We start from the raw sequence: 16,857 nt of genomic DNA, 5'->3' as shown, positions 1-16,857 counted from the left end.
GGTTCCCACACTCCTTTCAGGATATTTTGAAAGACTTAGTACTTTATAGGGTTCTGAGAAATTTCCATAATGGCTTCCCGGAAAGCATCTGCAGCCGCCTGGCAGGCTGATTGGGAGCCGGTCAAAAGCCCTCCGCCAAAATTGGTTTCCGAAGGCGGCCCGAAAAATTTAACCATTTCTACATCTGCTGCCTTTAGAGCAGCGTCAAGTCCATAAACGGCTTCCAATGGAGGGGCTATCAGATATGCAATAGGCTCTCCGATATTGATGCCTGCTTCCTTAGACAGATAGGATCCTGTTCTGGAAACAACATGCGCATAAATGGCATGTGATTTTTCCTGATCAAGCGCTTCAAAATAAGCATCGGATTCAGCTGTCTGAAATACGGCCTCCATACCGCTTTTGACTTCATCAGGGGATGGACCTGCAATAATGCCGATCATTTCACCTGATAATGGCCCGGAAGCATGAGCAGCGCCCGCATAAAAGGACCTGGCATACACCACTTCGACATCTGCTCTTTTAGTAGCTTCATCGAGTGCAGTATAGCCTACGTCATCGACGGTAGAGGTGAAAATCGCCAAACTTCGGTGATGGGGCTTAAGCTGAAACTGCTTTGCTAGCTCCTGGTCCACATTAGGAATCACCCGAACAGCCAATATATCAGCGTGAATGCGTTCTAATCCCATTTTTTCTGCCTCCTACCCTTCCTTTTTAACGAGCGATACACCACTTGCTTCATATTTAATTACTTTTTGAATGACCGTTCCAAGATAGGCCCCGGCCTCTGCAGGAGGAATTCCGCCTTTATGTATATTGGAAATTACCATCCGGTCAGCTTCGATCGTTCCTTTACGGGGTTCATAGCAAAGGTAGGCACTTAATGATTCAGCACTGACCAGACCAGGCCGTTCGCCTATCAATAACACAACTACTTTAGGCTTCAGGAGATCCCCAACTTCATCCATAACAGCCACCCTGCCTTTTTCGATATAAAAAGGGGTCCCCATATCAAGTCCTAAACTTTTTAGGGATTGCTGAAGGGATAAATACACATCCTCTGCATTTTCTTCGATGGCACTTGAGCTCAGCCCGTCAGACAGAATGATTTGAACAGCCGGTTCTTTTTCGCATTTAGTAAGAATGATCTTCTTGGCTTCCTCTGATAGCTTTCTGCCATAATCGGGCCTGCGGATGTAAACTTCTTTTTCTTCCACCATCGTGTTGACCTTAAAAAGTCCGAGACGGGTTATAAGCTCGTCATTTACATCTCCATAGACAGCATCGACTGCCGCTGCATGGTCGAAGCGGAATTTCAGCCATGTGTCTGTCTTCGGTCTTGAACCTGCTCTTCCCACCCCGATTCTTGCAGGTGTTTTGCTGATAAGTGCCTGCAGCTCAACTGGGTCTGCGGGATTATCAATGCCTGTCTTTTCTGAAAAACTTTTGGTCTTATCATGACTCGCTTTATCTGTTGAGGTCTTTCGAATGTCATTTGTATTCTGATAGCTTTTAATTTTAATTAAACTGTCTGTTGCTTCCTTTCCAGTTTCGATTACCTCCACTGGCATCTTGGATGGTTCATGATGGATTTTAGAAGTATGGTCCCAAAATTTCACTCCTGCGCTGCTTTTATGCTCCTTCACATCATCGTTTTGCTGGGATTGAAGTTTTTCCACTACAAGGCGTGTTACTTTTTCAATCAGTTCAGGATTCATTATTTTCAACTCCTATCGTGAAAAAATGGTTGGATCGCCTGCGATTTTGCTCAGCTTCCCATTTTCGAAGATTCCCATTTTTTCAAGCCAATCACTGAATATTGGAGATGGCTTCTTATTCATGGTCTGCCTTAAGGTGGCTACATCATGATAGCTCATGGATTGGTAATTGAGCATGCAATCATCTCCCATTGGGGCAGCAATAATAAAATTCACTCCAGCTGCTGTCAGCAGAACGCCAAGGTCTTCGATATCATTTTGATCGGCCTTAATATGGTTCGTATAGCAGATATCAACACCCATTGGGATGCCGTGCATTTTCCCCATAAAATGGTCCTCAAGCCCAGCCCTGATAACTTGCTTATTGTTGTACAAATACTCAGGCCCAATGAAACCAACGACTGTATTTACGATGTAAGGGTCATAATGCCGGGCAAAGCCGTAATTTCTCGATTCCAGTGTCATCTGATCCATTCCAAAATGAGCTTCAGCGGAAAGCTCTGAACCTTGGCCCGTTTCAAAATATAAACGTTGAGGCCCGGTTCCGGTTCCGAGAGTTCTTGCCATATCATTTGCTTCCTCAAGAAGTGAGGCCGTAATTCCAAATGACCGGTTGGCAGCCTCTGTTCCTGCTATGCTTTGGAAGATCATATCGGCAGGTGCTCCCTGTTCGATAGCTTTCATTTGGGCTGTTACATGCGCAAGCACACAGTTTTGTGTTGGTATTTCCCAGTCTTTGATAAAAGCATGAGTGGCGTGGAGCAATCTCTTTACACTTTCAACCGAATCATCCACAGGATTAATTCCAATCACTGCATCCCCTATGCCGTAGGAAAGACCTTCTTTAAGTGATGCAATCATGCCATCCACATTATCGGTTGGATGATTTGGCTGCAGACGGGAAGCCAGGGTTCCTTTGTATCCAATCGTTATATTGCATTTGGTGAGTATTTCGATTTTATTTGCGGCATGAACAAGATCAAGATTAGACATGATTTTTGCGGCAGCGGCGATCATTTCACTGTTCAATCCCCTGCTGATTCGTTTTAGATCTTCACCTGTCGTGCCATCGTCCAGAATATATTCACGAAGTTCAGCCACTGACCAATTTTTTATGCTTATATAGACGGGTTCATTTATCCCGCTTTCTATAATTCTCGAAACCTCATCCTCTTCAGGCGAAAGCATAGGATTTTCGCGGATATCAGATAGGGTTAACTGGCTTAGAACCAATTTTGCCGCGATTCTTTCCTGGACGGTTTCAGCTGCTATTCCCGCGAGTCGGTCCCCTGACTTTTCTTCATTTGCTTTAGCGAATAAATCTTTCAGATTATGAAACTGGTATACATTCCCTAAATGACTGGTTTGCAGCTTCATAAAAGATCCCTCCTTTCTTACTGATGGAATGTCAATGTTTTAATGACAACAGGTACTACATTGGTTTGAAGCAGGCTGCCGATATCTATGTAATCGCCATGCTCTACCTTTATTTGGTCAATGCATACGATACTTTGCTTTGATTCCTGAACTTTTATCGTCTGGCCAAGAACTTTAGCGTGGTCACTTTCTAATACGACAATAAGCGGCTGTTCTGGTTTAGGCTTTACTTGTATGGATTTCAGCAGGACTGAAGATAACTCTTGAATATCACGAAAACCCAGATAGGGTAGTGCAGTTAAATACAGCGCAAAATTCTGTCCCTCCTTCTGGGGATCATACATTTCAACCGCCTTTTTTACTGCCTGTTGAATTAGATGGAGACCCTTTTCCAAATTGTGATTAAAACTGATCTGATATACTGGCAAGTTGCGAATGGGCAATTCATGACCTTCAACATGAATGGTAGCGCCGCTGATTTCAGTTGTTTGTGTGCCTGCTCCGAGTACTGTTGCCCTGACCGTTTCTTCCGGTTTCTCCCATTTCCAGAATGCCAGATCCGTACAATTCCTCAGTGACTGAGCCAGCACTTCGCCTATATCTTCATACTGTGCAGGTGAGGAACCTGCTTTCTCATATTTGTACAGGCATTCACTGATTCCGCCAGAAAACATGATGAATTCGATATTCTCTGTCCAATTCGGCTCATGTCCCAAGAGCAGAGGCATATCATCCTCCCGAAGCTCTCTCCTTAGCATTCGGCCAATTAATTCTGCCATGTAGTCTGTCAGTTTTTTAATGATAGGGTGATTTCGGCTGTCCTCTATTTTTAAATCAGCCCCCCATTGCTGAAGGATTTTTTGAACGGGAGGAGAAATACTTCTTACTTTGCCGTCAGCAAATTCAATCAGTCTGCCGCCGATATGCAGGGTACATGTCCCGCATAACCTTCCGGAACGATAGACTGCTGCATTGGCAGTGCCTCCGCCAATATCAATATTAGCTACTGTCTTTCCTGTCCTTTTAGAAAACTCATAAGCTCCTGATCCTTTTGCAGCAATGATTCCTTCCAAATCCGGCCCCGCTGTTGCCACCAGAAAATCTCCGGCGTGGTCAGATAAGTAATGGACCATTTCTTCTGCATTCTGTTTTGTGGCCGTTTCACCTGTAATAATGACAGCTCCTGTTTTAATATCACCCGGCACAATTCCTGCAGATTCATACTCCTCTCTTACAAGCTTCTCTACAGCTTCAATATCAATAGATGAGGCCGTCAGTAGAGGAGTCCGGTAAATCGGGCTTTGGTAGAGCACTTCTTTTTCTATTATCTCGATTCTCGGCATATGGGTTCCGCCTGCCATATTCATGAGAGAAAATCTGCTGATGACGAGTTTGGTCGTACTCGTTCCGATGTCAATTCCAGCGCTGATGATATTCTCTTTTTGTGGATCGTAACGATTCAACATGATCCCCGCCTTAATGAAACAAATTATCTGATTTGCAGGTAAATAAAAAAAGGCACCTATATGAGCAATCATGTATTGATTGTTCATACAAGGCGCCTTTGCCTGATTTATTCTTTTGTATAATTAGAATATATTCTATTATCTCAATTTTGTAAAGGGTTTCAATTGAAAATTACGACATTATCCGGCAATGAATCTGCATAATCCTTCATTTCCTGAAGAGAATCGCATTTTACAAGACTGCGGATTTCTTCAAGACCTTTTCCGGTAATAGAAGAGGTGATGACTATTGGTCCTGTAGGGATGACACTTCTAAGCTGCCTGAAAGCTGAGTTCACGTCAGATTTTTGAGCATCGCTTTTTGTCACAACACCAATCGGAAGCTTGTTAAATCCTGTACTGAATCCCGGCGGAAAAATCGTTTTCTGTTTAGTAGAATCCTGCAAATATAGTACATGGGTCACTTCGAGTGCCGTAGCCATGATATTTTTATAGAAAAATGGATTTTCTGTATATTCCCCAGGTGTATCCACAATCCAGTCATAATAGTTCAATGCCTGTGTTTTAACCGCTTCCGCTTTGCGGCCAAGAAGGGCATTTGTTAACGTCGACTTTCCAGCCCCGATGGAACCGATCAGCATGGCTCTGTTCATTTTGGACATTTTATACAGCTCCTTATGATTTAGTTATTTCCGAAGGAGTGTACCTCAGTGTTTCAGATAGAAAGCGGTTGATTTCCTCCATGGCCATTTGCACAGCTGAAACGGTTCCTACAATTACAAGACTGCCAGTGAACCGGTCCAGGAACCCGATCTGCACATCTGCAGCTTTTGTCGCCAGATCTCCTGCAATGATAACCGTTTCACTTGGTGTCAGTGTTAAAATTCCTAATGCTCCTGCCTGCTGGATCCCGAGTTTTTCAAACATATCCGGATCAGGATTTGCGATTAAATGGCTGAGTGTTACTTGTTTTCCTGGCACAAATTCCTGTATAAATCGTTGTTTTTCTTCATTCATTGCTTCGGCCCTCCCAGGTGACTGCTGCTTATATTGCTTTTTTTACTTTTTTTTCTTTCGTTAAATATTCATCTTTTCCGATAATGCCAGCTTCACGGTCTTTTTTCTCCAATTCCAGAGCCTTTGGTACAGATAGCCAGTACGCTAATCCTATCCCTATGACTCCGGCAGAAATTTTACCGGCTATAATAGGAAGGATTAATGTAGGCTGGAAATTTGCTGTAAAGGATAAATGATCACCAAGCAAAAAGGCCGCACAGACTGCAAAGGAAATATTAATGACTTTATCTTTAGGCGGCATTGTTCTGACCAATTTAAACATAGCAAGGATGTTTGCGATTGTAGCTACAATACCTGCACTTCCTTCCTTGCTTAACCCTACTTTGCTGCCAAGCGCTTCCAGCGGGCCGCCGGCATATTTCTGAAGAAGATAAACCATCGGGAATGCACCGGCAAGCATAATTCCAATATAGCCGGCAGTTTCAAGCGCCCGGAATTGATCCTCCGCATCTGCCATGATTGGGTGGAAGCCCCAGCCTCCAAATACAGTTGAGAATAAGCCCGTAAAGATTTCCACAATTGAAAATACCAAAACAAGCTTAATCCCTGCATCTAGAATACGCCCAAACCACATGAAGCCGTTGATCATTAAATCTGGAAGGAAATACAAGCCTGCGGCAATCAATACAACAAAGATTAAAAGCGGGCTTAAATTCAATAAGATTTGTCCTAAGCCGAGCGCGAACTGATATTTTGCCTCGCCGGATGTGGAAATGAAATCCCTGAAACTTGAGCTTGAAACCGCAATAATCACACTTGAAATGAAAGCGCCGATTGGAATGGTCAGAACTCCTGACATCACACCAAGAGCCATATATTTATGGTCTCTCTTATCAAGCATGGCCAGGCCCATCGGTATGGAGAAAACAATGGTTGCACCCGCCATAAAACCGACAATCATCGCCATGATCCAGCCTTCCTGTGTCTGCTTTAAGACTTCTGCCAGCTGATAGCCGCCCATATCGGTTGCCAATATGGCAGTTGCAGCTATGGCAGGATCTGCCCCTATCGCAGCAAAAAATGGGCCGCAGACCTTATCAATAAACCACGATAAATACGGAATGGATGCCATTATGCCGGCAGCCGGAACAAAGATATGGCCGACTGCATGAAGCCCCTCCATAAATTGCTTTCCTAATCCCTCATCACTGTTGCGGATGGCAGCAAAGGCCCCAGCTACGGCACAAGCCATGATAATGTAAATAACAATTTTACCTACCATTTCCATCATAAATCCCTCCCTAAAAAGTTTTTATATATTAACGGAATCCTGCAGCTTTTTTACAAGAAAATAGGATAAAATAGCAGTTTGATAGTATAAGAATAAGTAAAAAGACAAAAAGGTGCCGTACGTCAGCTTTTTGCAGACGCATGGCACCTTTGCCCGTTCTATCCACTTGTAAAAGATATTAAGCGTTATATTTTACTATGATCCGCTTTGCCACATTTTCCAGTGTAACCTGTTTGTTCATGCTGATTTTTCGCATTTTCCTAAAGGCATCTTCTTCGGGCAGGTTAAACTTTTCCATTAAAATGCCTTTTGCTTTTTCAACTATTTTTCTTTCGTTTAACTTCTGATTCATGGTTTCCACTTGTTCCCGGATTGCATTGGCATTCTCTGCCTGCCTGAGCGCAATCTCAACCGCTGGAATCAGACTGGCTTCATTAACCGGCTTAACAAGGTAGCCGAGTATATTTGCCTTTTTGGCTTTATCGATATATTCCCGCTGACTATATGCTGTAAGGAGCAGGATGGGCGTATTGATTTTATTGGAAATGATTTCACTTGCTTTAAGTCCATTGAGATTAGGCATCTTGATATCCATAAGGATTAAATCAGGTTTTAGTGAAAAAGCAAGCTCGACCGCCCTTTCACCATCGCCTGCCTCAGCAACTACTTCGTAGCCGGCATCCTTTAGCATCAAGCTTAAGTCCATGCGGACAATGGATTCATCCTCCACAACCATAATTCTTTTTTTCACAGCTATTCCGCCTTCCTTTCAAAGGGAAATTGCACAGCTGCAACGGTCCCTGTTTCAGCCCGTTCGATTAAAAAATGACCGGATAGGTCGTGCTCGATCATCATTTTCACAATATCCAAGCCTAGAGAAGGTTTTGCTTCCGGGGAATACCCTTCACCGTTATCAATGACTTCAACCTTAATTTTATCATTGGAATATTCGAAACAGACCTCGACTATCCCTTCATGCATATGTTTAAATGCGTGCTTTACACAATTCTGTATAAGTTCATTGATGACCAGAGACAGAGATACAGCTTTTTCAGAGTCGATTAAAAGCTTTGGTCCCCTGTACTGAATATGTATCTTTTTTTGCTCGTGTTTTGCTTCATGGACAAGCATATTGCCAATTTTCTCTATTAAGCTATAAATATCCACTTCATCCACACTTGAACTCGAAAGAATAATTTCATATACCGAAGCAATACTTGAGATACGGTTTAGACTTTCTACGAAATGCACCTTGCTTTCTTCCGGCACACCCCTTCTCATCTGAAGCCTCAAAAGGCTGGCTACAGTCTGCAGGTTATTTTTAACTCGGTGATGGATTTCCCGTATGGCCACAGATTTAACAGCAATTTCACGTTCTTTTTCTCTGAGTTCGGTCAGATCTTTAAGGATGATAAAGGCTCCATTCGATTTACCGCCTAATTGAAGAAGACGAATTTTTTTCACACGGAAAACCTTATTCATCATTTTCAGTTCTTTAACAAGAAGTTCTTCAGGTTCGTTCAATATCTTTTGAATACATGGAAAGCAATCAATAAGAGGAATGCCCGGCCTGCAATCTTCCTTCCCGATTTCGTGGATGAGATTCGTAGCCGATGGATTGTTATAGACTACCTTATTTTCATGATCAATAAAGAACAAGGCTTCCTCAATCACCTCTGGAATAATCGGCCGATCTTCTGCCATTCCAATGAGTATCCCGCTTAAAGTTTTTGTTGCTTCTGATAGCGCTTCCAATTTTCGCTGGCGCTGAAGCTTCTCACTGATGTCCTTTTCCATAATCAGTGCCCCTATGACCCGATCCTCCGATCCCATAATTGGCACAACACTTTGTTCAACCGTCTTGCCTTCCTGTGTCAGCGCGCGATTGAGAAACATATCTTTCCCGGTCCTCAGGGTATACAAAACGGCGGGTTCAAACGCTTCATAAGCGAACTTGCCTGCGACTGGCTTCTGATAAACAGATTTAGCTGTGCTTGGGGCAGCTTCAGCTACCACAATTGCATGTTTTCCTTCTTTTGTAAGGCAGTCTACAAAAACATTTGCCTGGTTCAGGTCCGCAATTAATGAAAGATTGGCCGAGACCTCTTTAATTCTTTTGACATCTATTTTTGAAAGACTGGTGTGAAGAGTGCAGAGCTCTTCTGCAGAGAAGTTTGTCATAGGCTGTGTTCTCCCGAATCAATAGTTAAAAATGTCAGAATATATAAAAATATTATAGGGAATATAGTAGATTGTCAATATAGTTTTTGATAGTTTAATAGGGAATTTGATGCAGTTTTGGGATTATTCTGGTTATTGAAAAAAGGCAGCCATGAGAAAAATTCTTTCCTGCTGCCTTCTTCAACTATTTGAGCTGAGCTAATTTTACACCGCTTGCTTTATGTTTTAATATTTCCTCTATTAAATCTGCCAGATGGGCACCTGCTTCAACTGGGGGAACCCCTCCTTCATGAATATTGCTGATTACCGTGCGATCGGCTTCAACTGTATTTCCATTTGGCTGAAAGATCAGGTAGGCACTAATACTTTTAGCAGTTGCCAATCCAGGCCGTTCTCCGATAAGTGAAATGACGCACTCACAATTCACAATAGAAGCAAGATCATCCTGAATCCAAACCCTGCTCCGCTTTATAAAAACAGGATCTCCAAGGGAAATATTTTTCGATTTAAGACCTTGGACCAGCGCAGGAAGCAAATCTCTTATATTCGCCTCAACACCTGTTGAACTCAGCCCATCCGATACAATGATTTGCACTTGTTTATTTTTGGGAAGATTTTCAGCTGCCCATTGCCTGGATGAATCATGGAGCTTTCGGCCGCTGTCCAGGTCCATTAAGTATTGATCCATCGTTTCAGATTTTGAATGAAGCACCGGCAGCTTTAATTCCTTCAGCAATTCCTCAGAAACGTCTTTGAAAACAGCATCCTGGGCAGCCGCGTGATCTATCCTGAAATCGAGGTAATTCCTTGTTTTCATTCGGGTTCCTGTCCGCCCAATCCCAATTCTCGCAGGTGTGATGGCTTGTACCTTCTCAATCTCTTGCCGATCGGCCGGCAAATCTACACCTGATTGTTTGACCTTTTCGTAAATGATATTCCGGACACTGGATTCCTCTGTATGTACGGCAGCGTTTTCTGGTTTATCTCCGCTTTTTATTTGTCCTTCTCTCTGAAGTTCTTCCATTACCTGTTTTACAATTGTCTGAATATCCATTAAATGCTCCCCCTTTCCTATTTAAAAATGGATAGATCTCCTGCTCGTTCTGTCAATTTTCCATTCTCCATTATGCCCATCTTCTCAAGCCATATCTCAAATTCACGAAGAGGCCGGAGCCCAAGCATTTCTCTTAAACTGGCATCATCATGATAGCTGGTATCCTGGTAACTTAGCATGACATCGTCTCCTCCAGGCACGCCCATATAAAAATTTGCTCCTGCAAGTGCGGTAAGCATACCGGCGATTTCCTGGTCATTTTGATCTGCCTGCATATGATTGGTATAAGTAGGAGCAATCCCCATTGGGAGCCCATGCATTTTCCCCATAAAAAGGTCTTCAAGATCTGCGCGGATGACTTGTTTTCCGTCGTAAATCGTCTCAGGCCCGATAAAACCTGAAACATTATTAACCATGAACGGTTTCCAATGACGGGCATATCCATAGGTTCGTGCTTCGAGTGTCTGCATATCAATGCCAAGGTGGGCATCCAGTGAAACTTCAGATCCCTGGCCAGTTTCAAAATAAAGCTGATTAGGGCCAGTTGAGGTGCCATGCTTAGCCATCAGCTGAAAGGCTTCATCCAGGATCTCTTTTGAAACCCCAAAGTCTTCATTTGCGGCCTGTGTACCTGCAAGACTCTGGAACATTAAAGCGATTGGAGCCCCTTTTTTGAGAGCTTGCATCTGTGTTGTAATGTGGGCAAGTACACAGTTCTGTGTTGGGATTTCCCACTTTTGTATAAAATCATGAGTCATATGAAGAATTCTCGATACAGATTCAACCGAATCATTGTTAGGGTTCACACCAATAACAGCATCCCCGGATCCATAGGAAAGCCCTTCTTTCATGGAGGCAAGAATACCATCGGGATTGTCAATGGGATGGTTTGGCTGGCACCTGAATGCCAGGCGTCCAGCCTCGCCTATCGTTGTGTTGCAATGGGCAGTCGGCCGGATCTTCTGTGAAGCCATCACCAGATCAATGCTCGACATAAGCTTTGCTGCAGCAGAAATCATTTCACTTGTCAGGCCTTTGCTGATTCTGAACAAATCCGATGTGCGCGTTTGGTGGGACAAAATATAATCTCGCAATTCCCCAACAGACCAATTTGCAATCTCTTTATAAATGAAAAGATTTAGATCATCATAAATAATGCGTGTGACTTCATCCTTTTCGTACGGTATGACGGGATTCTCGTAAATTTTTTTTAGCGTCATTTCACTTAACACCACTTTGGCTGCCATTCGTTCAAGAGAGGATTCTGCAGAAATGCCTGCCATTATATCGCCGGACTTCTCCTCACTGGCTTTTGCTAAAACATCCGCAATAGAACGGAATTGATAGGTTTGGTTTTTTAAGGTACATGTAAACATAATTAGCCTCCCTTCGAGTATAAGAAGCAGTCTGCACCTTTAGAGAAAGCGATTACAAGCTGCTCCAAACAAAAAAGACGCCATAATAGCATAAGCTGTTTAACAGCTTACCTATTAAGGCGCCTTCACCTGATATTTTCACTTTTTTATCATTATACCAAGCAGTTAACTGAAAAGATAGACTTTTTTGATTGTATTATCTTACACTTTTTTATGAAAACATCCCCTCCACCACTCTTCCGTTCCGCCCTTTTGTAGTCTTTGCCTGTGACAGCGAATTAAGAATCGCTTCCTCCGCCGCCTCGGCTGCACCTTGAAAAAGCTGATTCATTATCGGATGATCATCTCTGATAAAATGGGCAGTTTCGGTCATATTGCTGCTTCCATGAAATGTTTTGTTAGCGGTGGAAAAAGCTATAACAATGTCACCGCTGCCGTTGCTGAAATGGCTTCCTGTCCGTCCGAGGCCAATGCCGCATCTCTTCGCGAGCCTTTTCAGCTGCCTGTGACTGACAGGTGCGTCTGTAGCCAGGATAATCATGATAGAACCATCAGGCGTGTCCTTTGTTTTCGGCTGAATTTCTGACAGTCCGTATTTAATGAACGGAAATTCGTCTTTATTGCCGAAGTTGGTGACCACCAGACATCCGATTTTGTATTCATTTGTGCTTTGTTCTCCAGTGATTACCCGTGAAGAAGCACCCACGCCGCCTTTATACCCAAAACACACCATGCCTTTACCCGCTCCTACCGCACCTTCTTCCACTTTTTCCGGCTTGGCATTTTGAATGGCTGCTATTGCATGTTCCGCTTTTACAGGGAGTGTCCGAATGGAATTCAAATATCCGTCATTGCATTCTCCTGCAACGATATTCACGGTTCCCGTTGTGTCCCCAATTTCAGGAGTGGTTTTCAGCAAGTATTCCAGAGTTCCCTGTGTGACTGCCGGCACCCCAAATGTATTGGTCAGCATAATCGGAGATTCGATCACACCCAGTTCTTCCACCTGCACCAGCCCCGTCGTCTTTCCAAAGCCATTGATGACATAGGAAGCTGCCGGGACTTTTTCACGAAAAAGATTTCCTCCATGCGGCAAAACGGCAGTTACGCCCGTACAAACATATTGGTCATCATCCAGAGGATAGTCCAGAGTGATTTGGCCTACCATGACTCCATCTATATCTGTAATGCAATTCATTTTTCCAGGCCTCAGTGTTCCAATTGTTGCTCCTCTTTCTCTAATCTTCATTTTAGTTCCTCCTTATAAATTGCATTATTAGAATTCCCATTTGTTTTCCTTTATAATAGTAAAATATTTAGATTACCTAATCATTTTACAGCAGTGTTGGGAGGAATTATATGGCTGATACTTTATCAGGAGAAGCAAAAAAACAGACTGCAGATTCCGAAAAGATATGGTCCAGGGATTTTGTTCTGATCTTGATGTCCAACTTTTTTATTTTTCTCGGATTTCAAATGACATTGCCCACGATCCCTCTTTTTGTGGAAAAACTAGGCGGGAATGACCAGCTGATCGGGATAGTGGTCGGGATCTTTACATTTTCTGCTCTGCTTTTGCGTCCTTATGCAGGGCATACGCTGGAGACGAAGGGCAGGCGATTTGTCTATTTAACAGGCCTGGTAATTTTCGTGCTCTCAGTTGGTTCATTCGGTTTTATTAATAGTTTAATCTTCTTATTTGTTTTAAGGATTATCCAGGGATTTGGCTGGGGTTTCTCAACTACAGCCTCAGGAACCATTGCCACTGATTTAATTCCTGCCAAACGGCGCGGGGAAGGAATGGGGTACTTCGGGCTTTCCGGGAACATTGCCCTTGCATTCGGCCCAACCCTCGGTCTGGCGCTCGCCGGAGTTATCTCTTTCAAACTCTTATTTTTAATTTGTGCCCTGCTGGGTTTAGCCGCACTGCTATTGTCATCGAGAATCAACTACAAGCAGGCTGAAAAACAAACTGTTCCCCTGAAACGGTGGGACATTTATGAAAGAAGTGCTTTAAGGCCTTCATTTCTTTTATTTTTCATCACCGTCACCTTCGGGGGCATCGCATCATTTCTTCCTATATACTCAGCTCAAAAAGGGATAGGCGGCATCCACTGGTACTTCCTGCTGTTTGCCATAGCGTTAATGATTTCCCGGACTTTTGCCGGCAGATTATATGATCAAAGAGGTCACCAGGCTGTATTTTTACCGGGAGCGGTGCTGATTTTGGCAGCCATGTTCCTGCTGGCGTGGCTTCCCAGCAGCATGATTATGTATATAGCTGCGATTCTTTACGGTCTTGGATTCGGATCAGTCCAGCCCGCCCTTCAGGCCTGGTCTGTAAAAGAAGCGCCTGTCAATCGGCGCGGGATGGCCAATGCAACGTTCTTCTCTTTTTTTGACCTGGGAGTTGGGATTGGCGCCATCGTGTTTGGGCAGATCGCTTATTTGTTTGGGTACAGCACGATCTATTTGACAGCAGCCGGATCGGTAGTGTTTTCAATTCTTCTGTATATCTGGATTCTGATTACAAAACGGGGTTAATGAGAAAGACGATTTTTATATGGAAATCGTGTTTGTTTACAGTCTTTTTTGGGGGTTGGTGCTGGAATGAGGCTGTTGATTTCCGCTCCAAGCGCTTCGCTTTCCGCGGGGCCAGCGACTGAGCCTCCTCGTTGCCGTTGACGCCTGCGAGATCTCATCTTTCCGTGTGATCCCGCAGGAGTCTGTGCGCCTTCCACTCTAATCAACAGGATTCCTCAACTTAGTGTGGAACTAACCATAAGTCTCTTTTAAAATAGACACATATAACGCTTGAGGTGATTAAGATGCTTTCCAAGAACAATCCAATCCAATTAGAAATGGTTACTTTAGACCAGCTGGTTCCTCAGGAAAATTTAGTCCGTAAAATGGAAGCAGCCCTTTGAACAAGTGGTGGATGAAAGTTATTTGGCGCAGTACGGTTTGAACCTAAATAATAGGGTGGGTAATCAGTTTGGCATGGTGCTGGGCAAAGTGACCACGGCTAAAAAACTTTCCCATGTGGAATAGGCTCGATAAATCAATAATAACGTGGTGATATTTAATCCATTGTTAACGAAAAAGACGATATTGAAAATGAAAAACTCTTTTTAATAATAAGGAAGTTAAAGTCTTGAAATTATTTGATAATTCCGCACTTTTCTAAAGCATTTTCACTATCAAGGACAAACCATGTAGCTGTCACTAGTTCCAAGACTATAGCAGCCACCAATGCAGCTCCTTCTGTTAAAACTGCCGCTGCAATAGTTGCCATCGCTGTTACTCCGTATAATAATGCGTAATACCATTTTAAGCTTTTTTTAAATGCTTTAAGTACTGCTCCTAGACAATCGGCACTCCACAATGTTCTGAATAAATAAAAAATTTCCTTCGCGACTTCTCCTTTTGATGCAGCAGCAGTAATTCTTGCGATGGATTTTTCAATTGCTGACATCGCAGGTGCTGCCGCATCCACTAAAGCTCTTGCAGTTGCACTGTTAAAACTATTCCGGATAGCAACTCCGCCTACTACAAGACATATTGCATCAAAAATTACAAAACCTATACTCAGTTCGCAATCCGTAATTTTAATAGCTTTTAAATTTGTAGGCTGTATAATATGTTCTTCTGGAAAATTTTTCCAATCCACTTCTCCACCATTCGTGTTTTGAAGTAATTCTTCATAGGTTACAGATTGGATTTTTTCATCTTCAGGAAACTGGTTTTTATAAAATTCAAACTGTTCTAAAGTGATTGTAGCCAAAATAAAAATCCCCTTTTTTTTGTTTTTTGAAACAATGATAATTTTCCCTTAAACTGATAAAATATACTCACAGTATTCACAGTCTGAATGCGGATGCATTTTTTTTACCTCACCGAGGTTAATTTTTAAGTACTGTCGAATTTCTATATAAATTTTTATATACATTAAAGTCCCATGTTTCCAAAAAGCTAGTAGCGGCTTGATAACCTGAATTAAATAACCATTGTCTTTCTTCAACACTCAAATTAAACTTTGTACTTGTTACATTTCCTGTAGGTATTTTAATTGTTCTAGCCTGCGTCTCATTATTAAAATGCCTTAAATCATGAGCTTGCATCATTGTCCTAAATATTGATTTATACAATTCCACAACACCTGTTTCACTTATGGATTTGGCCTTTACTTCATCTTTAACTAGATGAAACCCAATTGTTGGCTGTTTAGGGGTGTCTGTAGAATCGAAAATCCAAATGGGGAAATTGCTTAACAGCCCTCCATCGACAAAATAACAAGGTAGACGATTCTTTTTTGTAGACCATTTGAAGGGTTGAAAGAAAAATGGGATTGTGCTGCTCATCTGCACGGCCTTTGCAACTGAAAAATCAAGGCTTTCATCGTAATATTCCAAATCATCAGGAATTATTGCCATTCTGCCGTTCGTTATATCTGATACCACAATTTTTAACTTTCCATTATCAAGGTCACTGAAGTTTTTTATCCCTTTTTGACTTAATAGATCTTCCAACCATTCTGATTCATAACAATTGCTGTACAAGCCTTTACTTTTCCAAAGGTTTAGTGGACCTCCAATAAAAGGAATTTTATGGATCCAGTTCTTTTTAATAAATTTCTTATAATCAAGACTGTTTATTATCTCTTTTAATTCTGATCCTGAGTATCCACATGCCAAAAGAGCTGCAATAATTGAACCAGCAGAGGTTCCAGCCAAACGATCCCATTTATACCCGTTTTCTTCCATTGCTATTACGGCACCAACATGTGCTATCCCTCTAACTCCGCCACCTTCAAATACACCATCTGAAATCATTGGATATCCCTTACCTTCTATTGAATTTTTATGCCCCAGGTGAATAGCATAGAGTTCACAAAGAATTTTTATTGTATTTTCTCCCATTAGTGATCTGTTTATGTGTTAATTACTTTTAATAAGTTCAAATAAAGCAAAAACCAATCTCTGCATAAAAAACTGATTCCTTTAGAGCATAAAGCATGATCTCACTTAATCCCAATTTATCGCGCAATGTGACAGGTAATTTGATAAAATTAAAGCTTGTTTAAATGATTTCAATAAACGGATTAAAGCCTAACTAAAGAACGTTACAAAAATCAACCGTCCGAGATGATTTTCATATATGGAAAATTGTCTTTTTATTTTAGCTGTTTTTTTCAGGAGGTGCGCCGGGTTCGGACTCACACACCATGGTTTCCGTCTTCTGTGTCCGAAGTTGACCCAGGTTCAGACTCACTCCCTCCAAGGTTTCCGTCTTTTGTGTCCGAAGTAGCGCCGGGTTCAGACTCACACTCTAAGGTTTCCGTCTTCTCTGTCTGAAGCCGGACCAATTTTATTCTCAC

At 42.4% G+C, this 16,857-nt stretch carries 16 protein-coding genes; 1 reads left to right on the top strand and 15 read right to left on the bottom strand.

Annotated elements, in window-relative coordinates:
* Nucleotides 1-35: 35 nt before the first annotated feature.
* The 12 genes from eutL to NYE23_RS08305 all read right to left on the bottom strand — a co-directional run bounded on the left by eutL (nucleotide 36) and on the right by NYE23_RS08305 (nucleotide 12,729).
* Nucleotides 36-689 (bottom strand): ethanolamine utilization microcompartment protein EutL, encoded by a 654-nt coding sequence (eutL, locus tag NYE23_RS08360; RefSeq protein WP_341076996.1) that lies wholly within the window; start codon nucleotides 687-689, stop codon nucleotides 36-38.
* A gap of 12 nt (nucleotides 690-701) precedes the next feature.
* Complete coding sequence (eutC, locus tag NYE23_RS08355) at nucleotides 702-1,718, bottom strand: ethanolamine ammonia-lyase subunit EutC (RefSeq protein WP_341076993.1); 1,017 nt, start codon at nucleotides 1,716-1,718, stop codon at nucleotides 702-704.
* Nucleotides 1,719-1,730: 12 nt separating this feature from the next.
* The gene (locus NYE23_RS08350; protein ID WP_341076991.1) at nucleotides 1,731-3,095 is read right to left on the bottom strand and encodes an ethanolamine ammonia-lyase subunit EutB; all 1,365 of its coding nucleotides are present in this window, start codon (nucleotides 3,093-3,095) and stop codon (nucleotides 1,731-1,733) included.
* Nucleotides 3,096-3,112: 17 nt separating this feature from the next.
* Entirely contained in the window at nucleotides 3,113-4,561 is a 1,449-nt protein-coding gene (locus NYE23_RS08345) for an ethanolamine ammonia-lyase reactivating factor EutA (protein ID WP_341076989.1), read from the bottom strand.
* A gap of 161 nt (nucleotides 4,562-4,722) precedes the next feature.
* Nucleotides 4,723-5,223, bottom strand: coding sequence for a EutP/PduV family microcompartment system protein (locus NYE23_RS08340; RefSeq protein WP_341076988.1), 501 nt, complete (start codon nucleotides 5,221-5,223; stop codon nucleotides 4,723-4,725).
* A 13-nt stretch (nucleotides 5,224-5,236) separates the two neighbouring features.
* Nucleotides 5,237-5,578 (bottom strand): ethanolamine utilization microcompartment protein EutS, encoded by a 342-nt coding sequence (gene eutS, locus NYE23_RS08335; RefSeq protein ID WP_048011266.1) that lies wholly within the window; start codon nucleotides 5,576-5,578, stop codon nucleotides 5,237-5,239.
* 28 nt (nucleotides 5,579-5,606) lie between these two features.
* A complete protein-coding gene (gene eutH / locus NYE23_RS08330; RefSeq protein ID WP_341080655.1) occupies nucleotides 5,607-6,866 on the bottom strand; it encodes an ethanolamine utilization protein EutH in 1,260 nt (419 codons plus the stop codon).
* Between the two features lie 181 nt (nucleotides 6,867-7,047).
* Entirely contained in the window at nucleotides 7,048-7,620 is a 573-nt protein-coding gene (locus NYE23_RS08325; RefSeq protein WP_341076986.1) for an ANTAR domain-containing response regulator, read from the bottom strand.
* A 2-nt stretch (nucleotides 7,621-7,622) separates the two neighbouring features.
* Complete coding sequence (locus NYE23_RS08320) at nucleotides 7,623-9,050, bottom strand: sensor histidine kinase (RefSeq protein ID WP_341076984.1); 1,428 nt, start codon at nucleotides 9,048-9,050, stop codon at nucleotides 7,623-7,625.
* 184 nt (nucleotides 9,051-9,234) lie between these two features.
* Nucleotides 9,235-10,104 carry an ethanolamine ammonia-lyase subunit EutC gene (eutC, locus tag NYE23_RS08315; RefSeq protein WP_341076983.1) on the bottom strand — a complete coding sequence of 290 codons (870 nt, stop codon included), beginning with the start codon at nucleotides 10,102-10,104 and terminating at the stop codon, nucleotides 9,235-9,237.
* A gap of 17 nt (nucleotides 10,105-10,121) precedes the next feature.
* Nucleotides 10,122-11,480 (bottom strand): ethanolamine ammonia-lyase subunit EutB, encoded by a 1,359-nt coding sequence (locus NYE23_RS08310; protein WP_341076980.1) that lies wholly within the window; start codon nucleotides 11,478-11,480, stop codon nucleotides 10,122-10,124.
* Between the two features lie 211 nt (nucleotides 11,481-11,691).
* Nucleotides 11,692-12,729: a DmpA family aminopeptidase gene (locus NYE23_RS08305; RefSeq protein ID WP_341076979.1), complete on the bottom strand. Its 1,038-nt coding sequence runs from the start codon at nucleotides 12,727-12,729 to the stop codon at nucleotides 11,692-11,694.
* Between the two features lie 110 nt (nucleotides 12,730-12,839).
* Here NYE23_RS08305 and NYE23_RS08300 point away from each other — a divergent pair, with 110 nt between their 5' ends.
* Nucleotides 12,840-14,024 (top strand): MFS transporter, encoded by a 1,185-nt coding sequence (locus tag NYE23_RS08300; RefSeq protein ID WP_341076977.1) that lies wholly within the window; start codon nucleotides 12,840-12,842, stop codon nucleotides 14,022-14,024.
* A 616-nt stretch (nucleotides 14,025-14,640) separates the two neighbouring features.
* Here NYE23_RS08300 and NYE23_RS08295 read toward each other — a convergent pair.
* The 3 genes from NYE23_RS08295 to NYE23_RS08285 all read right to left on the bottom strand — a co-directional run bounded on the left by NYE23_RS08295 (nucleotide 14,641) and on the right by NYE23_RS08285 (nucleotide 16,857).
* Nucleotides 14,641-15,264 (bottom strand): hypothetical protein, encoded by a 624-nt coding sequence (locus NYE23_RS08295; RefSeq protein ID WP_341076975.1) that lies wholly within the window; start codon nucleotides 15,262-15,264, stop codon nucleotides 14,641-14,643.
* 118 nt (nucleotides 15,265-15,382) lie between these two features.
* On the bottom strand, nucleotides 15,383-16,312 hold the full coding sequence (locus NYE23_RS08290) for a patatin-like phospholipase family protein (RefSeq protein WP_341080654.1): 930 nt from the start codon (nucleotides 16,310-16,312) through the stop codon (nucleotides 15,383-15,385).
* A 383-nt stretch (nucleotides 16,313-16,695) separates the two neighbouring features.
* Nucleotides 16,696-16,857, bottom strand: coding sequence for a hypothetical protein (locus tag NYE23_RS08285; RefSeq protein WP_341076974.1), 162 nt, complete (start codon nucleotides 16,855-16,857; stop codon nucleotides 16,696-16,698).

Source organism: Cytobacillus sp. FSL H8-0458 (assembly GCF_038002165.1).
Taxonomy (GTDB): domain Bacteria; phylum Bacillota; class Bacilli; order Bacillales; family Cytobacillaceae; genus Cytobacillus.
This window is presented reverse-complemented; position numbering and strand designations above follow the sequence as displayed.

Excerpts from the sequence above, each read along its gene's own strand:
- NYE23_RS08290 (WP_341080654.1), bottom strand. The coding sequence starts at position 16,312 with ATGATTTCAGATGGTGTATTTGAAGGTGGCGGAGTTAGAGGGATAGCA.
- NYE23_RS08345 (WP_341076989.1), bottom strand. The coding sequence starts at position 4,561 with ATGTTGAATCGTTACGATCCACAAAAAGAGAATATCATCAGCGCTGGA.
- NYE23_RS08300 (WP_341076977.1), top strand. The coding sequence starts at position 12,840 with ATGGCTGATACTTTATCAGGAGAAGCAAAAAAACAGACTGCAGATTCC.
- eutC (WP_341076983.1), bottom strand. The coding sequence starts at position 10,104 with ATGGATATTCAGACAATTGTAAAACAGGTAATGGAAGAACTTCAGAGA.
- eutH (WP_341080655.1), bottom strand. The coding sequence starts at position 6,866 with ATGGAAATGGTAGGTAAAATTGTTATTTACATTATCATGGCTTGTGCC.
- NYE23_RS08340 (WP_341076988.1), bottom strand. The coding sequence starts at position 5,223 with ATGTCCAAAATGAACAGAGCCATGCTGATCGGTTCCATCGGGGCTGGA.
- NYE23_RS08320 (WP_341076984.1), bottom strand. The coding sequence starts at position 9,050 with ATGACAAACTTCTCTGCAGAAGAGCTCTGCACTCTTCACACCAGTCTT.
- eutC (WP_341076993.1), bottom strand. The coding sequence starts at position 1,718 with ATGAATCCTGAACTGATTGAAAAAGTAACACGCCTTGTAGTGGAAAAA.
- eutS (WP_048011266.1), bottom strand. The coding sequence starts at position 5,578 with ATGAATGAAGAAAAACAACGATTTATACAGGAATTTGTGCCAGGAAAA.
- NYE23_RS08350 (WP_341076991.1), bottom strand. The coding sequence starts at position 3,095 with ATGAAGCTGCAAACCAGTCATTTAGGGAATGTATACCAGTTTCATAAT.
- NYE23_RS08310 (WP_341076980.1), bottom strand. The coding sequence starts at position 11,480 with ATGTTTACATGTACCTTAAAAAACCAAACCTATCAATTCCGTTCTATT.
- NYE23_RS08305 (WP_341076979.1), bottom strand. The coding sequence starts at position 12,729 with ATGAAGATTAGAGAAAGAGGAGCAACAATTGGAACACTGAGGCCTGGA.
- eutL (WP_341076996.1), bottom strand. The coding sequence starts at position 689 with ATGGGATTAGAACGCATTCACGCTGATATATTGGCTGTTCGGGTGATT.